This is a genomic window from Janthinobacterium sp. CG3 (assembly GCF_000344615.1).
Taxonomy (GTDB): domain Bacteria; phylum Pseudomonadota; class Gammaproteobacteria; order Burkholderiales; family Burkholderiaceae_D; genus Janthinobacterium.
Genome location: NZ_KB467824.1, coordinates 3,479,082 through 3,500,336, shown reverse-complemented (window position 1 = coordinate 3,500,336; position 21,255 = coordinate 3,479,082). Strand labels below are relative to the sequence as shown.

Below are 21,255 nucleotides of genomic sequence, written 5' to 3'. Positions count from 1 at the left end.
TTCACCATGTCATGCACAAGCCTGACGCTGTTCGACGCCGCCCTGATCGGCCCCGCCGTCCTGGACGCGTTCAAGAAACTCCACCCGCGCACGCAGTGGCGCAGCCCGGTGATGTTCGTCGTCTACGTCGGCAGCATCATCACCACGCTGTTGTACTTCCAGGCCCTGAACGGCGCCGCCGAGGCGCCCGCCGGCTTCATCCTGGCGACCACGGTGTGGTTGTGGTTCACGGTGTTGTTCGCCAATTTCGCCGAGGCGCTGGCCGAGGGCCGCAGCAAGGCGCAGGCGGCCTCGCTGCGCGCGCTGAAACAAACCGTGATGGCGAAGAAGCTGGCCACGCCGGTCCACGGCGCGAGCTGGTTGCCAACCCCGGCCACCGATCTGCGCAAGGGCATGACGGTGCTGGTCGAGGCCGGCGACGTGGTGCCGGCCGACGGCGACGTCGTCGCCGGCGTCGCCTCGGTCGACGAAAGCGCCATCACGGGCGAGTCGGCGCCCGTCATCCGCGAGTCCGGCGGCGACTTTTCGGCCGTCACCGGCGGCACCCGCGTGCTGTCGGACTGGTTGATCGTGCGCGTTTGCGTCAACCCCGGCGAAGCCTTCATCGACCGCATGATCGCCATGGTCGAAGGCGCCAAGCGGCAGAAGACGCCCAACGAGATCGCGCTGACGATCCTGCTGGTGGCGCTGACGATCGTCTTCCTGATCGTCACCGTGACGCTGCTGCCGTTCTCGCTATTCGCCGTCGCGGCGGCCCAGTCCGGCACGCCGGTCACCATCACGGTGCTGATCGCGCTGCTGGTGTGCCTGATCCCGACCACCATCGGCGGCCTGCTGTCGGCCATCGGCGTGGCCGGCATGAGCCGCATGATGCAGGCCAACGTCATCGCCACCTCGGGGCGCGCGGTGGAGGCGGCCGGCGACGTCGACGTGCTGCTGCTCGACAAGACCGGCACGATCACGCTGGGCAACCGCCAGGCGGCCGCCTTCGTCGCCGCGCCCGGCGTCAGCGAGCGGCAACTGGCCGACGCGGCGCAACTGGCCTCGCTGGCCGACGAGACGCCGGAGGGGCGCAGCATCGTGGTGCTGGCCAAGCAGCGCTTCAACATCCGCGAACGCGAGATGGCGGCGCTGGACGCGCGCTTCGTGCCGTTCACGGCGCAGACGCGGATGAGCGGCGTCGACGTCGCCGGGCGCGCGGTGCGCAAGGGCGCCGCCGACTCGGTGCGCAAGTACGTCGAGGCGCTGGGCCGGCCCTATCCCGAGGAGGTGGCGCGCGCCGTCGAGGATATCGCCCGCCGCGGCGGCACGCCGCTGGTGGTGGTCGACGACGGCCGCGTGATGGGCGCCGTCGAGCTCAAGGACATCGTCAAGGGCGGCATCAAGGAGCGTTTCGCCGAGCTGCGGCGGATGGGCATCAAGACCGTGATGATCACCGGCGACAACAAGCTGACGGCCGCCGCCATCGCCGCCGAGGCCGGCGTCGACGACTTCCTGGCCGAGGCCACGCCGGAGGACAAGCTGGCATTGATCCGCAGTTACCAGTCACAGGGGCGGCTGGTGGCGATGACCGGCGACGGCACCAACGACGCCCCGGCGCTGGCCCAGGCCGACGTCGCCGTGGCGATGAATTCCGGCACCCAGGCGGCGAAGGAGGCCGGCAACATGGTCGACCTCGATTCGAACCCGACCAAGCTGCTGGAGATCGTCGAGATCGGCAAGCAGATGCTGATGACGCGCGGCTCGCTGACGACGTTTTCGATCGCCAACGACATCGCCAAGTATTTCGCCATCATCCCGGCCGCCTTCGTCGGCACCTATCCGCAACTCAAGGCGCTTGACGTGATGCACCTGGCCAGCCCGGCGTCGGCGATCATGTCGGCGGTCATTTTCAACGCGCTCATTATCGTGGTGCTGATCCCGCTGGCGCTGAAGGGGGTGCGCTACCGGGCCATCGGCGCGGCCATGCTGTTGCGCCGCAACCTGCTGGTGTACGGCGTGGGCGGCATCGTCCTGCCCTTTATCGGCATCAAGCTGATCGACATGGTGTTATCCGTTTTTAATTTCGTATAAAGGACCTATTATGAGTTCCATCATTCGCCCCGCCCTGGTGCTGTTCGCCTCGCTGACGCTTGTCTGCGGCGTCGTCTACCCCTTCGCCGTGGCCGGCATCGGCCAGGCCGTCTTCCCCGACGAGGCGGGCGGCAGCCTCGTGCTGGCCGGCGGCAAGGCGGTCGGCTCGCGCCTGATCGGCCAGTCGTTCACGTCGCCGCGCTACTTCTGGGGCCGGCCGTCGGCCACCAGCCCGATGGCCAACAACGGCGCCGGCTCGGGCGGCTCGAACCTGGGGCCGGCCAATCCGGCCCAGCTGGACGCCGTCAAGGGCCGCGTCGACGCCCTGCGGGCGGCCGACCCCGGCAATACGGCGGCCGTGCCGGTCGACCTGGCGACGGCCTCGGGCAGCGGCCTGGACCCGGAGATCAGCGTGGCGGCGGCGCGCTACCAGATCGGCCGCGTCGCGCGCGCCCGCGGCATGCCGGCCGAGCGGGTGCGCGAGATCGTCGCGCGCCATGAACAGGCGCGATATTTCGGCTTTCTCGGCGAGGCGCGCGTCAACGTGCTGGCGCTGAACATGGCGCTCGACGCCGCCCGCAAGTAAGATGCGGGTTAAGCCGGCGGCGCGGCGCGCGCCGCGTTAATCCGACCTATTCGACTCCGAGCAAGGCAAGCATGTTCCCGAACGAGCAGCAACGCCCCGACCCCGACGCCCTGCTGGCGCAGGTCCAGGCACAGGAAAGAAGGGCCGCGCGCGGCAAGTTGCGTATTTATTTCGGCGCTTCGGCGGGCGTCGGCAAAACCTACGCGATGCTGGCGGCCGCCCGCAAATTGCAGGCGGACGGCCAGCAGTTGCTGGTCGGCGTCGTCGAAACCCACGGCCGCGCCGAGACGCTGGCGCTGGCCGACGGCTTGCCGCTGCTGGCGCGCAAGGCGCTCGCCCACCGCGGCAAGACGCTGGCCGAGTTCGACCTGGACGAGGCGTTGCTGCGCCGTCCGCCGCTGATATTGATGGACGAACTGGCGCACTCGAACGCGCCTGGGTCGCGCCACCCGAAGCGCTGGCAAGACGTCGAGGAGTTGCTCGACGCCGGCATCGACGTCTTCACCACGGTCAACGTGCAGCACCTGGAGAGCCTGAACGACGTGGTCGGCGGCATCACCGGCGTGCGCGTGGCCGAAACCCTGCCCGACACCGTGTTCGACCGCGCCGACGAGGTGGTGCTGGTCGACCTCCCCGCCGACGAGTTGCTCAAGCGCCTCAAGCTGGGCAAGGTCTACCAGCCGCGGCAGGCCGAGCGGGCGTCGCAGAATTTTTTCCGCAAGGGCAACCTGATCGCGCTGCGCGAGCTGGCGCTGCGGCGCACCGCCGACCGCGTGCAAGACGAGGTGCAAGCCTACCGCGTCGAGAAATCCATCAACCCGATCTGGAAGACCGGCGCCGCGCTGCTGGCCTGCGTCGGCCCGCGCCCGGGCAACGAGCACGTGGTGCGCAGCACGGCGCGCCTGGCCAGCCAGCTCAACGCCGAATGGCACGCGGTCTACATTGAAACGCCGCAGTTGCGGCACCTGCCGTCGCCGCAGCGCGAGCGCATCCTGAAGACGCTGAAACTGGCGCAAGACCTGGGGGCGCGCACGGCCGTCCTGTCGGGCAACGACATCGCCGGCGCCATCGTCGACTACGCCCGCGCCGGGAATATCTCGAAACTGATCGTCGGACGCGCCCACCGCACTTGGCCGTGGCGCGCCGCGCACGCCAAGCGCATCGCGCAACTGGCGCCCGACGCCGACCTGATCCAAATCGGCCTGGCCGCCGGCCAGGGGACGCCGGCGCCGGCCGCCGCCGCGCGCGGCGCCGCGGAGGACGGCGCGCAGGCCGGCCGGCACCCGGCGCGCCACCGGCGCTACGCGCTCGCCGCCGGCGCCAGCCTGCTGACGGCGGCGTTCTGCCTGCCGCTGCTGGACCATCTGGGACTGGCGCTGGCCAATATCGCCATGCTGTTCCTGCTGACGGTGGTGCTGGTGGCGGTGCGCCTGGGGCGCGGGCCGGCCGCGCTGGCCAGCCTGGTCGGCGTGGCCGCCTTCGACTTCGGTTTCGTGCCGCCGCGCTTTTCCTTCGCCGTCGGCGACATCCAGTACCTGATCACCTTTGGCGTGATGCTGGCCGTCGGCCTGATCACCGGCCACCTGACCGCCGACCTGCGCTTCCAGGCGCGGGTGGCGGCGCACCGCGAGGCGCGCGCCCGCGCGCTGTATGAGTTCGCCCGCGACCTGTCGGGCGTACTGCAGACCGAGCAGATCGTCGAAGTTACGCGCAACTACATCCAGCGCGCCTTCCAGGCCCGCGCCGCGCTGCTGGTGCCGGACGACGACGGCCGTCTGCACATGGCGGCGGCCGCCGACGGCGCGCCCGGCGCCGCGCTCGAGGTCGACCTTGGCATCGCCCAGTGGGCCTTCGACCACGCCGAGGCGGCCGGCAGCGGCACCGACACGCTGCCGGCGTCGACGGTGTTCTACCTGCCGCTGGTGGCGCCGATGCGCACCCGCGGCCTACTGGCGCTGCTGCCCGAAAAGCGCCGCTGGCTGCTGGTGCCGGAGCAGCGCCAGCACCTCGACACCTTCGCCGCGCTGGCCGCCATCGCGCTCGAGCGGGTCCACTACATCGACGTGGCCCAGGGCGCGCTGGTGCAGATGGAGTCGGAGCGGCTGCGCAACGCGCTGCTGGCGGCGCTGTCGCACGATTTGCGCACGCCGTTGACGTCGCTGGTCGGCCTGTCGGAGTCGCTGGCGATGTCGGCGCCGCCGCTGGCGCCGGCCCAGCTCGACATGGCCCGCGCGCTGGAGCAGGAAGCGCTGCGCATGAGCGCCCTGGTCGCCAACCTGCTCGACATGGCGCGCATTGAAAGCGGCCACGTGCGCCTGAACCTGCAATGGCAGGCGCTGGAGGAGGTGGTCGGCAGCGCGCTGCGCGCCAGCGCCGCGCAACTGCGCTCGCACACGCTGCGCACCCGCCTGGCGGACGCGCTGCCGCTGGTGCGCTACGACGCCGTGCTGATCGAGCGCGTGCTGTGCAACCTGCTGGAGAACGCCGCCAAGTACACGCCGGCCGGCAGCGCCATCACGGTGGCGGCGGAACCCAGCGGGCAGTATCTGCAAGTGACGGTCTACGACGACGGCCCGGGCCTGCCGGCCGGCCGCGAGGAAGCCATTTTTGAAAAATTCACCCGCGGCGAACGCGAGTCGGCCAAGCCGGGCGTCGGTCTGGGGCTGGCGATCTGCCGCGCCATCGTCGAAGCGCACGGCGGTACGATCCGCGCCGGCCGCGCGCCGCGGCACGGCGCCGCCTTCGTCTTCACGCTGCCGCTGGGCACGCCGCCGGCGATGCCCGCACCCGACGACGGCGACGCCACCTTGAACGGATACATACCATGAGCGACACCCCCGCGACGGCCCTGCTGGTCGAAGACGAACCGCAAATCCGCCGCTTCGTGCGCGCCGCGCTGGAGCAGGAGGGCTGGCAGGTTTTCGAGTCGGCCACGATGCAGCGCGGCTTGATCGACGCCGGCACCCGGCGCCCCGGGTTGATCGTGCTCGACCTCGGCCTGCCCGACGGCGACGGCATCGACTTCATCGCCGACGTGCGCAAATGGTCGGGCGTGCCGATCATCGTGCTGTCGGCGCGGGTCGGCGAGGGCGACAAGATACGCGCGCTGGACGCCGGCGCCGACGACTACCTGAGCAAGCCGTTCGGCGTCGGCGAGCTGCTGGCGCGGGTGCGCGCGACGCTGCGCCGGCAGCGCCAGCCGGGCGCCGGCGCCGACGGCGCCTTGCAGTTCGGCGACGTCAAGGTCGACCTGAAGGCGCGCCTGGTCACGCGCGGCGGCCAGCTGGTGCACCTGACGCCAACCGAATTCCGGCTGCTGTCGGTACTGGTGGCGAACGCCGGGCGCGTCGTCAGCAATCCGCAACTGCTGCGCGAAGTGTGGGGGCCGTCGCACGCCGAGAACGGCCACTACCTGCGCATCTACATGGGGCACCTGCGCCACAAGCTGGAGAACGACCCGACCCAGCCGGTCTACCTGTTGACCGAAACGGCGGTCGGCTATCGCCTGTTGCTGCCGCTATGAACTAACGCCATCCCGGCCTGAGCCCCCCTTCGACGTGACAAGGCGCGCGCGCGCGCCAGGGGGGCGGCTGGCCAAAATTTTGCAGCGACGGGCCAGCTGCGCCATTCCGGCAAAGGCCCATTCCACCCACTACGAAGAAGAACACCATGAAAAAACTGATCCTTGCCGGCGCCATCGCCGCAGCCTGCGCCGCCGGCCCGCTGCGCGCGCAAGACGCCAAGCCCGACAACGAGCTGAGCTTTAACGTCGCCGGCGTCTCCGACTACCGCTTCCGCGGCATCTCGCAAACCCGCCTGGAGCCGGCGCTGCAAGGCGGCGCCGACTACGTCAACAATCCGACCGGCTTCTACGCCGGCGCCTGGGCCTCGACCATCAAATGGACCAGGGACGCGGGCGGTGGCGGCGACGTCGAAGTCGACCTGTACGGCGGCAGGCGCGGCGCGATCGCCCGCGACTTTTCCTACGACGTCGGGGTGCTGGCCTATGTCTACGCCGGCAACGACCTGGGCAGGGTCGGCCTGAAGAACGCCGACACGCTTGAACTCTACGGCCAGCTCGGCTACGGCCCGGCCTACGTCAAGTATTCGCACGCGGCGACGAACCTGTTCGGCGCCGTCGACAGCAGCAACAGCGGCTACCTCGACATCGGCGCGAACATCGACCTGACGCATGGCTGGACCGGCAACCTGCACGCCGGCCACCAGAGCGTGAAGCGCGCGCCGGCGGCCAGTTACAGCGATTGGAAGCTTGGCGTGACGAAAGACTTCGGGGTGCTCACGGGCGCGCTGGCCGTCATCGGCAGCAACGCCGACAAGGGCGCCTACGCCTCGCCGGTGAACGGCAAATTCACCGGCAAGACGGCGCTGGTGCTGACGCTTGCCAAAACCTTCTAAGGGAATGCGGCGCGGGGCCGGCCCAGGCGGCGTTGAGTTGGCCGCTGGTAGAAGGGCGGATTGGCCGGAGCGGCGCAATCCGCCCGTGTTGTCCGCAGCGAGACGCGCCGCCGCGGGCCGCCCCCCGGCTTTCAGGCGGCGCGGCTAACCGGCTTCAGCCGCGTCTTGCCTTTACTGGAACAGCGCCGCGTACAAGCGCTCCGCGTCGGTCACGACGGCCGCCGGAATCCGCGCCGCGACGACACCGGCGCGGGCGCATTGTTGCGGCGAGGCCTGCGCGCAGGCGAGTACGAGCAGCACGCGCAAGCCCGGGTTGAACATGCGCGCCCTGCCGATGCGCCGGATCAGCAGGTCTTCGCCGGCCGCGTCGTCGCGGGCCGGATCGAGCGGCACGACGACGGCGCGCGCGGCGATCAGCGCCGAACGGCTGGCCAGCGAATCGCGGGCCTCGCTGTCGATGACGATGTCATGGTAGCAGTTGACTAGGTGTTCCAGTTCCGGCCGCAAACCCTTGGCGCTGATGGCGCGCGCCACCAGCTTCGGCCGGGCGGCGCAGCATTCCAGCGCGCGGCGGCGCGGATCGGCGTCGAGCAGCAGCACCTTGCGCCCGGCCAGCGCGCGCGCGGCGGCCAACCGGCCGGCCAGCATGGATTTGTCCATGCCGCCGTGCGCGTCAGTGACGGCGATGATCATCGCGGCGCCCGCAGGGAACGACGGCGGCGCCGGATAGCGCTGGCACCGGCGTGGCCGGGCCGTCGCCGCGCCGGTCGGCGCGGGCGCCGCGCGCCGGCCACCGCGGCAGCGTCATCAAGGCCTCCAGCGCATTCGACAGGCGCGCCCTGCCGGCGGCCGTCATCGGCGTCATCGGCAGGCGCAGCTCGTCGCCGATCCGGCCCTGCAACGCCAGCGCGGCCTTGACCGGGCCGGGGTTCGGCTCGGCGAACAGCAGCCGTATCATCGGCAGCAAGGCCTTGAACAGTTCCCGCGCCGCGTGCGCGTGGCCGCCTTTGACCAACTCGTACAACTGCGCGTACAGGTCGGGGCGGATGTGCGCGGCGGCCGAGATGGCGCCGTGGCCGCCGGCGCACAGCGTCGCCAGCAGCAGCGCGTCGTCGCCGCTGAGCACGTCCAGCCGGGTCGTCGCCAGCAGTTCGGTGATCTGCCGCATGCCACCGCCGGCTTCCTTGATGGCGACGAAGCGCGTGTCCAGGCTGAGCTCCGCCACGGTGGCCGGGGCGATGTTGACGCCGGTGCGGGCCGGGATGTTGTAGAGGATGATCGAATGGTCGGTGAGCGCCGAAATGGCTTGGAAGTGGCGCAGGATGCCGGCCTGCGACGGGCGCGCGGAGGAGGGTGCGGAAATGAGCAGGCCGGCCAGCGGCTGGTCGTTATAGCGCTGCACGCGCGCGGCGACGGCGCGCGTGTCGCCGCCGGCGACGCCCATGACGACGGGGAAGTGCGGGCCGACGGCGTCGAGCACCGTGCGCAGCAGCGCGGCTTGTTCGGCCTCGCTCAGCGTCGCCGCCTCGCCGGTGCTACCGCACACGACCAGGCCGTGGATGCCGTTGGAGGCCAGTTGCGCCGCCAGGGCCGCCGCGGCGGCGTAATCGACGCCGCCGTCGCGCAAGGGCGTGACCATCGGCACCCAGATGCCCTGGAAGTGGGCGGTGATGCGGCGGGACGACATGGCGTTGTCGCAGCTGTTCAACATGGCCGGCGCTTGCCGCGCGCCGTGGTGGGCGTGGTTCATGATCGCTGCGCCTTGCGGATGCGCCCGAATTCCGCCGCCGGGAGCAGGCGCATCACCGCGTCCATGGTCAGGCGGATCGCCGGCTCGGGCAGGCACAGCCACACCTTCATCCGCTCGGCGTGCTCGACCGGCTCGACGCGCATGAAGGAAAGCATGCCACCGCAGGTGTGCGCGACCAGCCGGCGCAGCTCGGTGAGGCGGCCGGTATCGACGGTGACGTGCATCAAGAAGGTCGGCCGGCGCGGCGGGCGCTGGCGCGAAGGTGGGATGATAGGCCCGGATGTGCGACGCGAAGAAGGTTCCATGGGGAGGTTTGCACCTGTCGTTGAGATGCTTTCAAGGTTAGCAGTCCGCGTATAAAGATTCCCTAAAAAACCGGGGCCGGCGCGTAAACGCCACGTATACATTGATACGCCCGCCGCTTGCGCCCGCAAAACCGGCGCGCCGGCCCCGGCTCGACGCCGCGGGCGTTCGTTGGCGTCGCCCGCGGCGCGTTTTTGTTACAAAATCTAATCGTGTGGACTGTCCAGTAGGTTTATATTGAAACATCATCGTTACCCGCAGGTGCCAAGCCCATGTCCGATATCGATCCCCCCAATCCGGCCGACGCCGACCAGGCCGCGCCGCGGCCCGAGGGCGGCGCCGAGCGCCGCACCGACAAGGGCGCCTCGCACCCGGAACGCATCCCCGACCGCCGCTCCGCCGATTCGGCGCCGCGTTATCTGAAGGAAAACGACACGCCGTTCGCGCTGGGCTGGCGCGTGGTCATGGCGCGCTACCGCGCCATGCGCGACAAGGCCGGGCGCGATTTCATGCGCCGCACCTTGCGCATCGGCATTTCCGCGCGTATTTTCCATCCCGAACCGGGTTCGACCGGCCTGCGCAGCAAGAACCTGCAGTATCTGGAGGAGTCGATCGCGCAGTGGGTGATGTCGCGCGACGTGCTGGTGTTCATGATTCCGACGGTCAACACGGGCGGCCTTCTGCATCCTAGTAACATTACCCTGCGCCATTACGCGCGCCACCTGGACGGCCTGGTGCTGCAGGGCGGCGCCGACGTCTCGCCGCAGACCTATTCGGAGGCGGCCACCCGGCCCGAATGGAACGGCGACCGCGCGCGCGACCTGTACGAGCTGGAGCTGCTGCACGAGTTCGTCGACGCCGGCAAGCCGGTGCTGGGCATTTGCCGCGGCTGCCAGCTGATCAACGTCGGCTTCGGCGGCACGCTGTACCAGGACATCGCCTCCGACGTGCCCGACGCCGCCGAGCACGTCAACAGCCTGTACGACAGCCACCGCCACACGATCGCCTTTCCGAAGGGCTCGACGCTGGCCTCGCTGTTCCCGAAAAACACCGGCGAAGCCCTGGTCAATTCGATCCACCACCAGGCCGTCAAGGAGTTGGGGCGCGACATCACCATCGAGGCGGTCTCGCAGCCGGACAACATCGTCGAGGCGATCCGCTACCAGCGCGCGCATTTCGTCGTCGGCCTGCAATGGCATCCGGAATTCCATTCCGCCGGCGGCGTCGAACTGCTCGACTGCACGCCCATCCTCGACAATTTCCTGCGCGCCGCGCGCGAAACCCGCTTTTGACGCGCCGCTGATGTGCCGCGGCGCCCGCCACCCCGCCCGGGTGGCGGGGCGCAACTTGGCAATTTCCGCGTAGTGTTTGTCCGCTTGCGGGCAGTCGCCGGCGGCCTCTTCCCCTATCATTATTCTATTGCCACAGTTCAATAAGTGGCCAATGAATGATGGGAACGAGCCGGTATGACGAGCAACGCGCACCCTGCCAGATATGGTTACGTCATCCTGGCGTCGACTCTGTTGTTCGGCTCCACCTTTCCCGCCACGAAGGCTGTATTGCAAGAGATGACGCCGCTGTGGGCGGTCTCCCTGCGCTTCCTGGTGGCCGCCTTGTCGATTTACCCCTTCCTGTTGTTGAACCGGATATTTCTGAAGCGGCCGATCATCCCGCCGGCCATGCCGTGGCGGGTGATTGCCGCGGTCGGCCTGTTGCAGACGGCCGGCTCGACCGGATTCCTGAACCTCGGTTTGCGCACCACCTCCGCCCCCAAGGCGTCGATTCTGATGGCCTGCACGCCGCTGATCGTGGCGCTGCTTTCCGCCATCGTCTTCAAGGAGAAAATCCGCCTGCTGGCGCTGCTCGGCTTGCTGATCTCCTTTGTCGGCGTGGTGCTGTGCATCGGCCCGGCGGCGGTGGCGGCGGGCACATTCGGCCTGGGCGACGCGCTGGTGCTGTGCGGCGCGCTGTGCTGGTCGGTCGCGACCTTGCTGGTCAAGCGCGCCAACCTGCGCATCGATATTTTCCTGCTGTCGTTCTGGCAAATGGCGATCGGCGCGCTGGTGCTGGCGGCGCTGGCGGCGGCCGCCGGCGAAAAATTCGCCGCGCCGGTCAGCGCCCCCATCTGGCTGGCCTTCCTGTGGCTGGCGGTCCCGGCCACCACCGGCGCGATGGCCCTGTGGTTTCTGGCCCTGCGCCTTGGCGGCGCGGTGCAAACCTGCGGCTACCTGTTCCTGTCGCCGCTGTTCGCCTCGATTATTTCCTTTTTTGCGTTCGGCTACGTGTTGAGTCCGATCGAACTGGCCGGCGGGGTGCTCATCGGCCTGGGTATTTACCTGGGAGCGAAGGGCGCGCCGAAACCGGCCGCGCTGGCCGCGGCGGCGTGAGCGTGGCGCCGGCGTCCGCCTTGGCGTTTTTTTGTTGTCGTAACTTAATAGAGAGTGCGTTCCATCCATTATGAAAAAATTGATCATCACCGCCGCGGTCAACGGCGGCATCACCAGCCGCCAGAAACACCCGGGCGTGCCGTTTACGCCCGAGGAAATCGCCGAGTCGGTCTACCAGTGCTGGAGCGCCGGCGCCGCCGTCGCCCACATCCACGCCAGGGACGAGCACGGCAACGCGTCCTACCAGTTCGAGAAGTACCATGAAATCGCCGAGCGCATCCGCGACAAATGCGACATTCTGATCAACTTCAGCACCTCCGGCTTGAACCTGCCGCCGCATCTGGATGAAAAAGAGGCGTGGAACCATTTGTGCCTGCGCCCCGAGATCGCCTCCTTCAATTGCGGCTCGGTCAACCACGGCAACAAGCCCTTCATCAATTCGCCGGCGCTGGCCAAGCGGTTGGCGACCGACATCGCCGAATACAAGGTCAAGGCGGAAATCGAGGTGTACCACCAGGGCATCATCGGCGAGGCGCTGGCCTTGCGCGAGCAGGGTTTCCTGCAAGGCGTGCTGTGTTTCAGCTTTGCCTTGGGCATACCCGGCGGCGCCGCGGCGACCTGCAAGAACCTGCTGCATTTCGTCGAGAGCATTCCCCAGGACAGCGTCTGGTCGGCGCTGGGCATCGGCAAAAGCCAGTTGTCGATTAACCTGCACACGATGTTGTTGGGCGGGCACGTGCGCACCGGCCTGGAAGACAATGTGTATTACCAGTACGGCGAACTGGCGCGCGACAATGCGCAGCTGGTCGAGCGCCTGGTCACGCTGTCGCGCGAGGTGGGCCGCGACGTCGCGTCGCCGGACGAGGCGCGCGCCATCCTCGGCATCGCCGCCCGCCACTGATGACGCAGATGCTCAATCCGCACAGGGAGCGGGAACCGGCGTTCCACGGCGCCGCCATCGACGAGGCCGTCGTCGCCGTGGTCTTGCTGCACGGGCGGCGCCAGTCGCCGGCCGACGCGCGCGCGCTGTTTGACGCCTTGGACGCGCCGCGGGCGCTCTGCGTTTTGCCCTCGGCCAGGGAGCGCAGCTGGTATCCGCACGGTTTCATGGCGCCGCTGGCGGCCAACCAGCCCTCGCTCGACTACGCCATCGATTGCGTCGACGCGGCGGTGCGCTTGCTGCTCGGCCGCGGATTCGATGCCAGCCGCATCGTCTTCATGGGCTTTTCCCAGGGCGCCTGCCTGGCCGCGCACTATGTCTACACCCACCCGGCCGCCTGGGGCGGGCTGGTGGCCCTGTCCGGCGGGCTGATCGGCCCGCCCGGGCAATTGCCGCGGCCACCGGCGCGCGCCTTGACGATGCCGGTGCTGCTGGGCGCCAGCGACGCCGACAGCTGGATCCCGCTGCCGCGCGTGCAGGAAACGGCGGCGCTGTTTCGCGCCGCCGGCGCCACGGTCGACTTGCGCGTGTATCCGGGCATGCCGCACCAGACCAACGACGACGAGATGCAAGCGGCGCGCGCATTGCTGGCCGCGCTGGCCGAGCGCAGCGCCGCCTTGGCGTAAGCCGCCGCGCGCCCCGGCCCCGGCCCCGCGGGGCCTTCCCGCTCCATTGTGAAAGGATTTCATTGTGCAAAAGCTACCAGTCAGCCGGCCCCGGCGCTTGAGGAAAGGCCGCGTCATCCGCGAGTTGGTGGGGGAAACCTGCCTGCTGCCAAGCGACCTGATGTATCCGATATTCGTCATCCACGGCGGCGCGCGCAGCGAGCCGGTGGCGTCGATGCCGGGCGTCGAGCAACTGTCGCCGGACCTGGTGCTGGCGCTGTGCGCGCGCGCCTGGAAGCTGGGCATCCGCTCGGTGCTGTTGTTCGGCATTCCCGCCAAGAAGGACCAGGACGGCTTCGGCGCCTGGGCCGACGACGCCCCGGTGCCGCAGGCGATCCGCCTGATCAAGCAGGGTCTGCCGGAAATGCTGGTGCTGACCGACGTCTGCCTGTGCCAGTACGCCGAGCACGGCCACTGCGGCGTGCTGCGCGGCGACAGCATCGACAACGACGCCACGCTCGACGTGCTGGGCCGCATCGCCTTGAGCCACGCCCGCGCCGGCGCCGACATGGTGGCGCCGGCCGGCATGGTCGACGGCCAGGTCGGCGCCATCCGCCACGCGCTCGACCAGGCCGGCTTCCAGGACGTCGGCATCATGTCGTACTCGGCGAAATACGCGTCGGCGTTCTACGGGCCATTCCGCGAGGCGGCCGACTCGCGCCCGCAACTGGGCGACCGCGCCAGTTACCAGATGCAGCCCAGCAACGCGCGCGAGGCGCTGCGCGAGGTCGCGCTGGACGTGGCCGAGGGCGCCGACATCGTCATGGTCAAGCCGGCCATGGCCTACCTCGACATCGTCGGCAAGATCCGCGCGGCGTGCCTGCTGCCGGTCGCCGCCTACAACGTCAGCGGCGAATACGCGATGGTCAAGGCGGCGGCGGCCAAGGGCTGGATCGACGAACGGCAACTGGTGCTGGAAATATTGCTGGGCATGAAGCGGGCCGGCGCCGACATCATCATCAGCTACCACGCGCTGGACGCGGCGCGCTGGCTGGCCGACGGCGGTGAAGCGAGTTGAGCCGCCGATACGCTAGCCGGCGTGGGCGCCCGCCACGCTGTTGCGGTACTGGCTGGGCGAGGTCCGCATAATGCGCCGGAACATGGCCGAGAACGCGCCGGGCGTCTCGTAGCCCAGGTCGCCGGCGATCAAGGTCACCGCTTCGCCGGCGCACAGGCGCGGCAGCGCCGCCATCACCGCCGCCTGCTGGCGCCAGTACAGGTAGGACACGCCCAGCCGGGCGTGGAACAGCCGCGCCAGCGTGCGCTGCGAGGCGCCGACGATGCCGGCCCATTCGGCCAGGCCGCGCGGGTCGGCCGGGTTGTCGAGGATGGCCGAGCAGATGCGCCGCAGGCGCGGGTCGCGGGTGGTCGGCAGGCGCAGCGCGGTCTCGTCGGACCAGGTGATTTCCTCCATCAACAGCGACATGATGCGCGCCTCCTTGCTGTCCTTGGCGTAGCGTTTGGGCAGGCCGTTGGCGCGCACGATCAGCTCGCGCAGCAGCGGCGAGATCAACACCGCCTGCGGCGCCAGCGGGCTGGCCGCCAGGCCGGCGCAGCTTTCCACGTACACCGAACGCAGCGAGACGGCGCCGCGCGCGCGCATGCGGTGTTCCATCTCGGACGGAATCCACAAGCCGCGCGCCGGCGGAATCAACCACACATGTTCGCCCACGGACAACTCCATCACCCCCGCGATGGCGTAGGTGAGCTGGCCTTGGCTATGCGTATGCGGTCCCACCGTGTATCCGTTCGGATACTCCCGGTTGACCACCCAAACGGACTGCTCTGCGTTCATTTCGCCGATGTTTACTCGCTAAAAATTACAAAAATACACATTTTATTTTTTAATTAATTATAGCACGCAAGAAAAGCCGCTCCCGTCGGCGAGGAAACGGACGCCGCGCCTGCGGAGCGTCGATTTCCTTTGTCCCGGGACAATAGCCGGCTCTGGAAAACTATTGCTGTGTGGATACATTCATTATTTCGTTGAAATTCCACGGATGCTATTGCATCCAACAAAAACAATGGATGGCGGATTAATTTTTCTCTATTTAACTATCTTAGTTTCCATTGTGGGCTTTTCCTATGTCGCCTTCAAATTTGGCCGCGACGAGTTTTTTTCCCTCAAACGCCGGCCCATCCGTTTCAACCGGAAAGAGCAAAAAATCCACACGATACGGCGCCGGCGCTTTTTCGCCAAGCCCGGCGAAGGCGACGTGACGTGGGAGGTGCCGTGGAACGCGCAATCGATCTTTTGCATGCACCGGAGCGACAAGGCAACCGACGACTCGTATCACATCCGGCACTACTCGGTTGACGAGCAGGGCAACGTGGTGCGAGCCTTCGCCCTCGGCCGCCAGTGGGAGGGCAAGCGAAACCTGGAGGGTCTGCTGTCGCAATGGAATTACTGGTGCGAATACATGAACAAGGGGCCGGCGGACCTACCGTCGCCGCCGCTGTTTTTCAGCGAGCGCGAGAACATGCGCGAGAGCCTCTTGTTCTGCATGTACGAGATGGGTTTTACCGCCGGCACCGTGTTTCGGCTGATCATGATGCCGCTGATCCTGTTTTTCACGAGCCACCGCTTGATGGCGTTGTGGACTTGCCGCGATACGCTGTGGCCAAAGTCGGTAGAGGCGGTCAGCGCCATCGCGCCCGACGATGCCTACGACCAGCCGCGCGGCGACACGCCGGTCGGTTGGGCCGAGACGGCGATCGCGCGAGCTCGGCATGACTGGCCGTTCGACCCGAAACGGAAAGTGGAGAACTGGCGCGGCGAACCGGACGGCGCGAAAAACGCGCTGCTTTGGGCGCAGCACACGCCACCGCCAGTTTGAACTGACGGCGGGAGGGATGCCTCGCGTCGTGCCGGCGCATGCCAGGCAAGGCATGTTGCTTTGCCTGCCTTCTTGTAGACGGGGGCGCGGCCGTTCCAGACTTGGAACAGTTGGTCGTCGCGCGCCGCCATGGCGCGGGCGCCGTTAAAAATGCATCGGCTCGCCGCGGAAGCTGCGGATGGCGGCGTCGACCATGCCCTCGGCGCTGCCCTGGCGGTCGTACTGGGTGCGCAGGTATTGCGCGTCGCTCCACAGCTTGGTGACGTCGGACAGGTGCTTCAGCGCCGCCGTGCTGCCCAGCGCCTCGCCGTGCGGCTCCATCTTGCGCAGCGTCGTCATGATGTCTTCCCGCAGCGACATCGTCTCGTAGGTTTTCGGGTGCGTGATGGCGCCGTCCAGGCCGAAGCGGCAAGCCTGGAAGCGGTTGTAGTTGTAGACCAGATAGTCGTCCTCGGCCGGCGCCGCCTCGCGCCGCTCCAGCAGGTGCCGGCATAGCGCCTGCAGGTAGGCCGCCAGCGCGGCGGCGCGCTCCACCGTCAGCGGCGTGTCGCACACGCGCAGTTCGATGGTGCCGAACTCCGGCTTGGGCCGGATGTCCCAGTAGAAATCCTTCATGCTTTTGATGATGCCGGTCTTTTCCATCTTGGCGAAGTACTGGTTGGCGAACTCGTCCCAGCTCAGCGTGAACGGCGCCCGTCCGCTCATCGGGAAGGCGAACACCGAGTTCAGGCGCGCCGAGTCGAACAGCGTGTCGCGCCCCTGCACGAACGGCGACGAGGCCGACAGCGCGATGAAGTGCGGGATGTAGCGGTTCAGCGAGTGCAGCAGGAACATCGCGTCGTCGCCCGAGGCGCAGCCGATGTGCACATGCTGGCCGAAGATGGTGAATTGCTTGGCCAGGTAGCCGTACAGTTCGGAAATCTCCTTGAAGCGCGGCTTGGAAAAAATCTTTTGCGCGGCCCACTGCTGGAACGGGTGGGTGCCGCCGCCGCTGATGCCGATGTTGAGCTTGTCGCCGGCGGCCACCAGCGTGTCGCGGATTTCCTGCAACTGCGCCAGCAGCGGCGCGTGCTCGGTATGCACGCTCGAATTGATCTCGATCATCGATTCGGTGATTTCCGGCGTGACGTTGCCGGGGAAGGGGTTCTTGCCCAGCAGATGCAGCAAGTCCGGGCTGGCGGCGGTCAGGTCGAAGTCCGACAGGTTCACCAGTTGCAATTCCAGTTCGACGCCGAAGGTCAGCGCGGCCGATTGGCTAAACGGTTCTAGCGACATGTTAGCGCTCCTGTTCGTTATGGGTTTCCTTGGCCCAAATCAGGGCGCGCTGGATGAGGATGGGGCCGAGCAGTTCGAGGATCAGGACGAAGGCGGCCAGCGAACTGAGTTCCTCGGCGAAACCGACGCCGCGGTGGCGCGCGTGTTCGACCAGCAGCACCACGGATACCGACACCGGCGTCAGCGCCATGCCGGTGAGCACGCCCTTGCGCCAGGAAATGCCGCTGACGTGCGAGAACGCGCCCACGCCGATGATCTTGGTGAACAGGCGCCCGGCGATCATCGCCAGCGCCAGGCCGGCGCCGGCCACCACCTTCGGCCATTCCAGCGTCGAGGCGGCGAACACGAACAGCAGCACCGTCAGCAGTTCGCCGAGGGCGCCGAAGTTGCGTTGGGCTTGGCTGAAGGCGACGCGGCGGTGGCGCGCCACCAGGCCGAACACCAGCGTCGCCAGCAGCGGCGACAGGCGGGTGCTGTAGGTGATGGCGACGAGCAGGATCACCGACAGCGCGAAGGCGACGGTGGCGTCCTGCGCCATGTTGCCGAGGCGGCGCAGCATGGCCGGCACGACGATGCCGAAGACGGCGCCGGCGCCGGCCGAGGCTAGTAGCATGGTGAAGCTGCTCATGCTGGCGTCGAGCAAGTCGCCGGAGTTGTGGAACATGCGGTAGCCAACGATGACGTTGAAGGTGAACACGGCCAGCACGCAGTTCAGCGCCGACATGTGCATGACGCGTTCGCTGACCTGGCCGGAACTGCGCTCCTCGTTGATGACGCGCATGATCGTCGCCGGCGAGGTCGACATCGACAGCGCCGCCAGCAGCAGCGCCGACACGGTTGCGACGTTGAATTCGACGGCGATCAAATAGACCACGGCGAAGGTGCCGATCGACTCGACCAGGCCTGCCACGGCGATCCACGGGTTGTTCGACAGCCAGCGCAGGTTGATGCGGTAGCCCAGCTCGAACAGGATCAGGCCGAAGGCGACGTCGGCCAGCACCAGCATCGGGCCACTGCCGACGTGCGGCAGCACGCCCAGCTGGGTTTGCGCCAGCGCGAAGCCGACCACGCCGTAAAAACTGATGCGCGGCAGACCGGTCCAGCGGTGGCCGAACTCGCCGGCGACCCAGGCCAGGGCGATGGCGAACGGCCAGGACAGATCGGATGCAATGGATAAGATGCTTTGCATAGACACTCCTCAATGATGAATTCTGTGCAGTCGGCGCGCGGCCCGCGGGGGCCGCCGCGGCTTGTTGCCGAGAGTGCATTGCCGATTCTACTTGATGGGAGGCGGCGCACGATACGATGGCCGTGTTGCCTATCGGGTAAGAAATTGCGGTCTTGCGAGGCGCCACGGGCGCATGCAAACCAAGGGCTTCACCCCGGGGGCAGACCCCAATCCACCCAAGTTAAGAATTTTTCTTTAAAAGTAGAGCGAAATACAATAAAAAGCTTGACATGCCAGTGAGGTAGGGCGCGGCCAGTGAGATTTTTTACCTCATTGGCCGCCATGTCCCTTGCCGCACTGTTCAACGATCTTGCCGCGCATTTGCAGTCCGTCGAATTCCTTCTGACGGCCCGACATATTGAACNCCCCGCCGCATTTTCCCGCCAGCGAAAATTGCCGTTGCCGGCGCTGGTCGCGTTGATGCTTACCGGTATGCGCATGAGCGTCCAAGCCGAGCTCGACGTATTCTTCGCCCATCTGCAGCAACGTGCGCAATTGGTGCGCAAGGTGTCTGAGCAGGCGTTCGCCCAGGCGCGCGTCAAGCTGTCTCTGACGGCCATTCCCCTGCTCAACGACTGGCTGGTCGCACGCGCCGAGTACCACGGATTTGTGCCGCGCTGGCGCGGCCTGCGTTTGGGCGCCGCTGATGCTTCGACCATGCGCTTCGGCTTGCGCGCGAGCCACGTCAAGCGCGCCGCGCTGGCCGATCAAATCCTGTTCGGCCTGTTCCTTCCCGGCGCGGAGTTGATGCTTGCGGCCTCGCTGCACGGCATCGAGGACTGCGGCGAGCGGCAAATGCTGGTCGAACACCTGGACCGGCTTTCCGGCACCGATCTTCTGCTGCTCGACCGGGGCTACCCGTCCCGATGGCTGGTATCGCTGCTCAAACATCGTCACATTGCGTTCTGCATGCGCGTCGAGAAGGCCGGCAACGGCGGCTTTCCCTGCGTGCGCGACTTCCTGCGCTCCGGTCTGAGCGAGCAGCTCGTCATGCTGCGCGCGCCCGACCGGCGCGACGCCGACGATTATGAATGCCCCCGAGAACCCCAGCAGGTGCGCCTCGTCCGCCATGTCGCGCCGAACGGCAAGGTGCGGGTGTTGATGACCAATTTGTTCGACAGCGCGCGCTTTCCCGCCGACGGCTTCGGCGACCTCTACCACAAGCGCTGGCGTATCGAGGAAGCCTTCAAGCGGCTCAAGCATCGACTCAATTTGGAGCATGTGTCCGGCCTGTCCCAGCAAGCCGTGGTGCAGGACGTCGCCGCCAAAATCATGTGCGATAACTTGCAAACCCTGGCGGCCTTGACAGCCCACGACAGCGCCGACCTGCGCGCAGCCGAGCGCATCAACCACGCCTATGCGCATACCGCCCTCAAACCATTGTTGCCGGCCCTCCTGCTCGGAAAAAAGGTGGCGAAGTTACTGCGCGAGGTGCTGCGCCTGATTGCGAAACGGACATACGTCCATAGGGAAAATCTATCCAAAACACGCAAAGCCAGGCCGAAGCCGCACAAGCACATGGCCCAAAAACCATGTTAAAAGGTTGGAAAATCCTTAACTTGGGTGGATTGGGGCAGACCCCGAGGGCCCGGCCTCGGCTCTTTGCCGTTGCTTTCAACCGCGCTTATTTGCTGAGCAGGCGCATGCCGCGCTCCAGCCCTTCTATCGACAGTGGGAACATGCGGTTGTTCATCAACTGCCTGACCACGGCAATCGACTGGCGGTATTGCCACAGCCCCTCCGGTTCCGGATTGAGCCAGATGAATTTCGGGAAGGCGCTGGTGAAGCGCGCCAGCCAGCTGGCGCCGGCCTCCTCGTTGTTGTACTCGACCGAGCCGCCGGGTTGCAGGATTTCGTAGGGACTCATGGTGGCGTCGCCGACGAAGATGAGCTTGGTGTCGGCCGGGTACTTGCGCAGGATGTCCCAGGTCGGGAAGCGCTCGGCGTTGCGGCGGCGGTTGTTCTTCCACAAGTAATCGTAGACGCAGTTGTGGAAGTAAAAGAACTCCATGTTCTTGAACTCGGTCTTGGCCGCCGAGAACAGTTCCTCGGTGCGCTCGATGTGGTCGTCCATGGTGCCGCCTACGTCGAGCAGCATCAGCACCTTGATGCGGTTCTTGCGCTCGGGCCGCATCTTGATGTCGAGGAAGCCGGCGTTGCTGGCGGTGGCGTGGATGGTCGCGTCCAGCGCCAACTCGTCCTCGGCGCCCTCGCGGGCGAACTTGCGCAGGCGCCGCAGCGCCACCTTGATGTTGCGCGTGCCCAGTTCGCGCTCGGTGTCGTAGTCCTTGTAGGCGCGCGCCTCCCACACCTTGACGGCGGTGCGGCTGCCGCCCTTGCCGCCGATGCGGATGCCTTCCGGGTTGGTGCCGCCGTTGCCGAACGGCGAGGTGCCGCCGCTGCCGATCCATTTGCTGCCGCCCTCGTGGCGCTCCTTCTGCTCCTTCAGCAGCTCGTTCAAGCGGTCCATCAGCTTGTCGTAGCCGAATTTTTCCAGCTGCGCCTTTTGCTCGTCGGACAGCTCGCGCTGCATGCGCTTGACCAGCCAGTCGAGCGGAATCGCGGCGTTGCTCTCGAAGGCCGCGTTGACGCCCTTGAAGTACTGGGCGAAGGCGCGGTCGAACTTGTCGTAATGGGCCTCGTCCTTGACCAGGGTCAGGCGCGACAGGTAATAGAAGTCGTCCATCGAGGCCTCGATGACGTTCTGTTGCAGCGCCTCCAGCAGCGTCAGGAACTCCTTGATTGACACCGGGATCTTGGCGTCTTTGAGCGTGAAGAAAAAATCGATCAACATG

The 21,255-nt window shown here is 67.2% G+C and carries 19 protein-coding genes; 12 read left to right on the top strand and 7 right to left on the bottom strand.

Annotated elements, in window-relative coordinates; translation table 11 throughout:
* Nucleotides 1–6 precede the first annotated feature (6 nt).
* The 5 genes from kdpB to JANGC3_RS0115355 all read left to right on the top strand — a co-directional run bounded on the left by kdpB (nt 7) and on the right by JANGC3_RS0115355 (nt 7,075).
* On the top strand, nt 7–2,073 hold the full coding sequence (kdpB, locus tag JANGC3_RS0115375; protein ID WP_017877380.1) for a potassium-transporting ATPase subunit KdpB: 2,067 nt from the start codon (nt 7–9) through the stop codon (nt 2,071–2,073).
* 10 nt (nt 2,074–2,083) lie between these two features.
* Nucleotides 2,084–2,659 (top strand): potassium-transporting ATPase subunit KdpC, encoded by a 576-nt coding sequence (gene kdpC / locus JANGC3_RS0115370; RefSeq protein ID WP_017877379.1) that lies wholly within the window; start codon nt 2,084–2,086, stop codon nt 2,657–2,659.
* 71 nt (nt 2,660–2,730) lie between these two features.
* A complete protein-coding gene (locus tag JANGC3_RS0115365) occupies nt 2,731–5,487 on the top strand; it encodes a DUF4118 domain-containing protein (RefSeq protein WP_017877378.1) in 2,757 nt (918 codons plus the stop codon).
* The gene (kdpE, locus tag JANGC3_RS0115360; RefSeq protein ID WP_017877377.1) at nt 5,484–6,182 is read left to right on the top strand and encodes a two-component system response regulator KdpE; all 699 of its coding nucleotides are present in this window, start codon (nt 5,484–5,486) and stop codon (nt 6,180–6,182) included. The genes JANGC3_RS0115365 and kdpE overlap by 4 nt, the downstream gene beginning before the upstream one ends.
* A 146-nt stretch (nt 6,183–6,328) precedes the next feature.
* Nucleotides 6,329–7,075 (top strand): TorF family putative porin, encoded by a 747-nt coding sequence (locus JANGC3_RS0115355; protein WP_017877376.1) that lies wholly within the window; start codon nt 6,329–6,331, stop codon nt 7,073–7,075.
* 171 nt (nt 7,076–7,246) lie between these two features.
* On the opposite strand, the gene JANGC3_RS0115350 is transcribed toward JANGC3_RS0115355, so the two are convergent.
* From JANGC3_RS0115350 to JANGC3_RS0115340, 3 genes are read right to left on the bottom strand one after another with little or no spacing between them, the layout of a single operon-like run.
* Complete coding sequence (locus tag JANGC3_RS0115350) at nt 7,247–7,768, bottom strand: hypothetical protein (RefSeq protein WP_017877375.1); 522 nt, start codon at nt 7,766–7,768, stop codon at nt 7,247–7,249.
* Nucleotides 7,749–8,825: a 4-hydroxy-tetrahydrodipicolinate synthase gene (gene dapA, locus JANGC3_RS0115345; RefSeq protein WP_017877374.1), complete on the bottom strand. Its 1,077-nt coding sequence runs from the start codon at nt 8,823–8,825 to the stop codon at nt 7,749–7,751. The genes JANGC3_RS0115350 and dapA overlap by 20 nt, the downstream gene beginning before the upstream one ends.
* Nucleotides 8,822–9,049: a hypothetical protein gene (locus tag JANGC3_RS0115340; protein ID WP_017877373.1), complete on the bottom strand. Its 228-nt coding sequence runs from the start codon at nt 9,047–9,049 to the stop codon at nt 8,822–8,824. Before JANGC3_RS0115340 ends, dapA begins: the two co-directional genes overlap by 4 nt.
* A 351-nt stretch (nt 9,050–9,400) precedes the next feature.
* On the opposite strand from JANGC3_RS0115340, the gene JANGC3_RS0115335 reads away from it, so the two are divergent.
* From JANGC3_RS0115335 to hemB, 5 genes are all read left to right on the top strand, one after another.
* Nucleotides 9,401–10,420, top strand: a complete 1,020-nt coding sequence (locus tag JANGC3_RS0115335; protein WP_017877372.1) for a gamma-glutamyl-gamma-aminobutyrate hydrolase — start codon at nt 9,401–9,403, stop codon at nt 10,418–10,420.
* Between the two features lie 174 nt (nt 10,421–10,594).
* Nucleotides 10,595–11,515 carry a DMT family transporter gene (locus JANGC3_RS29405; protein ID WP_035787744.1) on the top strand — a complete coding sequence of 307 codons (921 nt, stop codon included), beginning with the start codon at nt 10,595–10,597 and terminating at the stop codon, nt 11,513–11,515.
* Nucleotides 11,516–11,585: 70 nt separating this feature from the next.
* Nucleotides 11,586–12,416: a 3-keto-5-aminohexanoate cleavage protein gene (locus JANGC3_RS0115325; RefSeq protein ID WP_017877370.1), complete on the top strand. Its 831-nt coding sequence runs from the start codon at nt 11,586–11,588 to the stop codon at nt 12,414–12,416.
* On the top strand, nt 12,416–13,081 hold the full coding sequence (locus JANGC3_RS0115320) for an alpha/beta hydrolase (protein ID WP_017877369.1): 666 nt from the start codon (nt 12,416–12,418) through the stop codon (nt 13,079–13,081). Before JANGC3_RS0115325 ends, JANGC3_RS0115320 begins: the two co-directional genes overlap by 1 nt.
* A gap of 64 nt (nt 13,082–13,145) precedes the next feature.
* Nucleotides 13,146–14,138: a porphobilinogen synthase gene (hemB, locus tag JANGC3_RS0115315; protein ID WP_026133023.1), complete on the top strand. Its 993-nt coding sequence runs from the start codon at nt 13,146–13,148 to the stop codon at nt 14,136–14,138.
* Nucleotides 14,139–14,150: 12 nt separating this feature from the next.
* Here the strand turns inward: hemB and JANGC3_RS0115310 are convergent, their stop codons facing one another.
* A complete protein-coding gene (locus JANGC3_RS0115310; protein ID WP_017877367.1) occupies nt 14,151–14,915 on the bottom strand; it encodes an AraC family transcriptional regulator in 765 nt (254 codons plus the stop codon).
* A gap of 229 nt (nt 14,916–15,144) precedes the next feature.
* Between JANGC3_RS0115310 and JANGC3_RS0115305 the strand changes: the two genes are divergently transcribed.
* A complete protein-coding gene (locus JANGC3_RS0115305) occupies nt 15,145–15,957 on the top strand; it encodes a DUF6708 domain-containing protein (protein ID WP_232429712.1) in 813 nt (270 codons plus the stop codon).
* A gap of 144 nt (nt 15,958–16,101) precedes the next feature.
* On the opposite strand, the gene JANGC3_RS0115300 is transcribed toward JANGC3_RS0115305, so the two are convergent.
* Nucleotides 16,102–17,232, bottom strand: coding sequence for a YbdK family carboxylate-amine ligase (locus tag JANGC3_RS0115300; RefSeq protein WP_017877365.1), 1,131 nt, complete (start codon nt 17,230–17,232; stop codon nt 16,102–16,104).
* A 1-nt stretch (nt 17,233) separates the two neighbouring features.
* Nucleotides 17,234–18,421: a cation:proton antiporter gene (locus tag JANGC3_RS0115295; RefSeq protein ID WP_017877364.1), complete on the bottom strand. Its 1,188-nt coding sequence runs from the start codon at nt 18,419–18,421 to the stop codon at nt 17,234–17,236.
* 321 nt (nt 18,422–18,742) lie between these two features.
* Between JANGC3_RS0115295 and JANGC3_RS0115285 the strand changes: the two genes are divergently transcribed.
* Nucleotides 18,743–19,999, top strand: coding sequence for an IS4 family transposase (locus JANGC3_RS0115285; protein WP_051068382.1), 1,257 nt, complete (start codon nt 18,743–18,745; stop codon nt 19,997–19,999).
* A gap of 85 nt (nt 20,000–20,084) precedes the next feature.
* Here JANGC3_RS0115285 and JANGC3_RS0115280 read toward each other — a convergent pair whose 3' ends face one another.
* A complete protein-coding gene (locus JANGC3_RS0115280; protein WP_017877362.1) occupies nt 20,085–21,254 on the bottom strand; it encodes a vWA domain-containing protein in 1,170 nt (389 codons plus the stop codon).
* Between the last annotated feature and the right edge of the window lies 1 nt (nt 21,255).

Bases quoted from the DNA above. Each gene is read 5' to 3' on its own strand.
- kdpB (WP_017877380.1), top strand. From the start codon at position 7: ATGTCATGCACAAGCCTGACGCTGTTCGACGCCGCCCTGATCGGCCCC.
- kdpC (WP_017877379.1), top strand. From the start codon at position 2,084: ATGAGTTCCATCATTCGCCCCGCCCTGGTGCTGTTCGCCTCGCTGACG.
- JANGC3_RS0115365 (WP_017877378.1), top strand. From the start codon at position 2,731: ATGTTCCCGAACGAGCAGCAACGCCCCGACCCCGACGCCCTGCTGGCG.
- kdpE (WP_017877377.1), top strand. From the start codon at position 5,484: ATGAGCGACACCCCCGCGACGGCCCTGCTGGTCGAAGACGAACCGCAA.
- JANGC3_RS0115355 (WP_017877376.1), top strand. From the start codon at position 6,329: ATGAAAAAACTGATCCTTGCCGGCGCCATCGCCGCAGCCTGCGCCGCC.
- JANGC3_RS0115350 (WP_017877375.1), bottom strand. From the start codon at position 7,768: ATGATCATCGCCGTCACTGACGCGCACGGCGGCATGGACAAATCCATG.
- dapA (WP_017877374.1), bottom strand. From the start codon at position 8,825: ATGAACCACGCCCACCACGGCGCGCGGCAAGCGCCGGCCATGTTGAAC.
- JANGC3_RS0115340 (WP_017877373.1), bottom strand. From the start codon at position 9,049: ATGCACGTCACCGTCGATACCGGCCGCCTCACCGAGCTGCGCCGGCTG.
- JANGC3_RS0115335 (WP_017877372.1), top strand. From the start codon at position 9,401: ATGTCCGATATCGATCCCCCCAATCCGGCCGACGCCGACCAGGCCGCG.
- JANGC3_RS29405 (WP_035787744.1), top strand. From the start codon at position 10,595: ATGACGAGCAACGCGCACCCTGCCAGATATGGTTACGTCATCCTGGCG.
- JANGC3_RS0115325 (WP_017877370.1), top strand. From the start codon at position 11,586: ATGAAAAAATTGATCATCACCGCCGCGGTCAACGGCGGCATCACCAGC.
- JANGC3_RS0115320 (WP_017877369.1), top strand. From the start codon at position 12,416: ATGACGCAGATGCTCAATCCGCACAGGGAGCGGGAACCGGCGTTCCAC.
- JANGC3_RS0115310 (WP_017877367.1), bottom strand. From the start codon at position 14,915: ATGAACGCAGAGCAGTCCGTTTGGGTGGTCAACCGGGAGTATCCGAAC.
- JANGC3_RS0115305 (WP_232429712.1), top strand. From the start codon at position 15,145: ATGGATGGCGGATTAATTTTTCTCTATTTAACTATCTTAGTTTCCATT.
- JANGC3_RS0115300 (WP_017877365.1), bottom strand. From the start codon at position 17,232: ATGTCGCTAGAACCGTTTAGCCAATCGGCCGCGCTGACCTTCGGCGTC.
- JANGC3_RS0115295 (WP_017877364.1), bottom strand. From the start codon at position 18,421: ATGCAAAGCATCTTATCCATTGCATCCGATCTGTCCTGGCCGTTCGCC.
- JANGC3_RS0115280 (WP_017877362.1), bottom strand. From the start codon at position 21,254: ATGTTGATCGATTTTTTCTTCACGCTCAAAGACGCCAAGATCCCGGTG.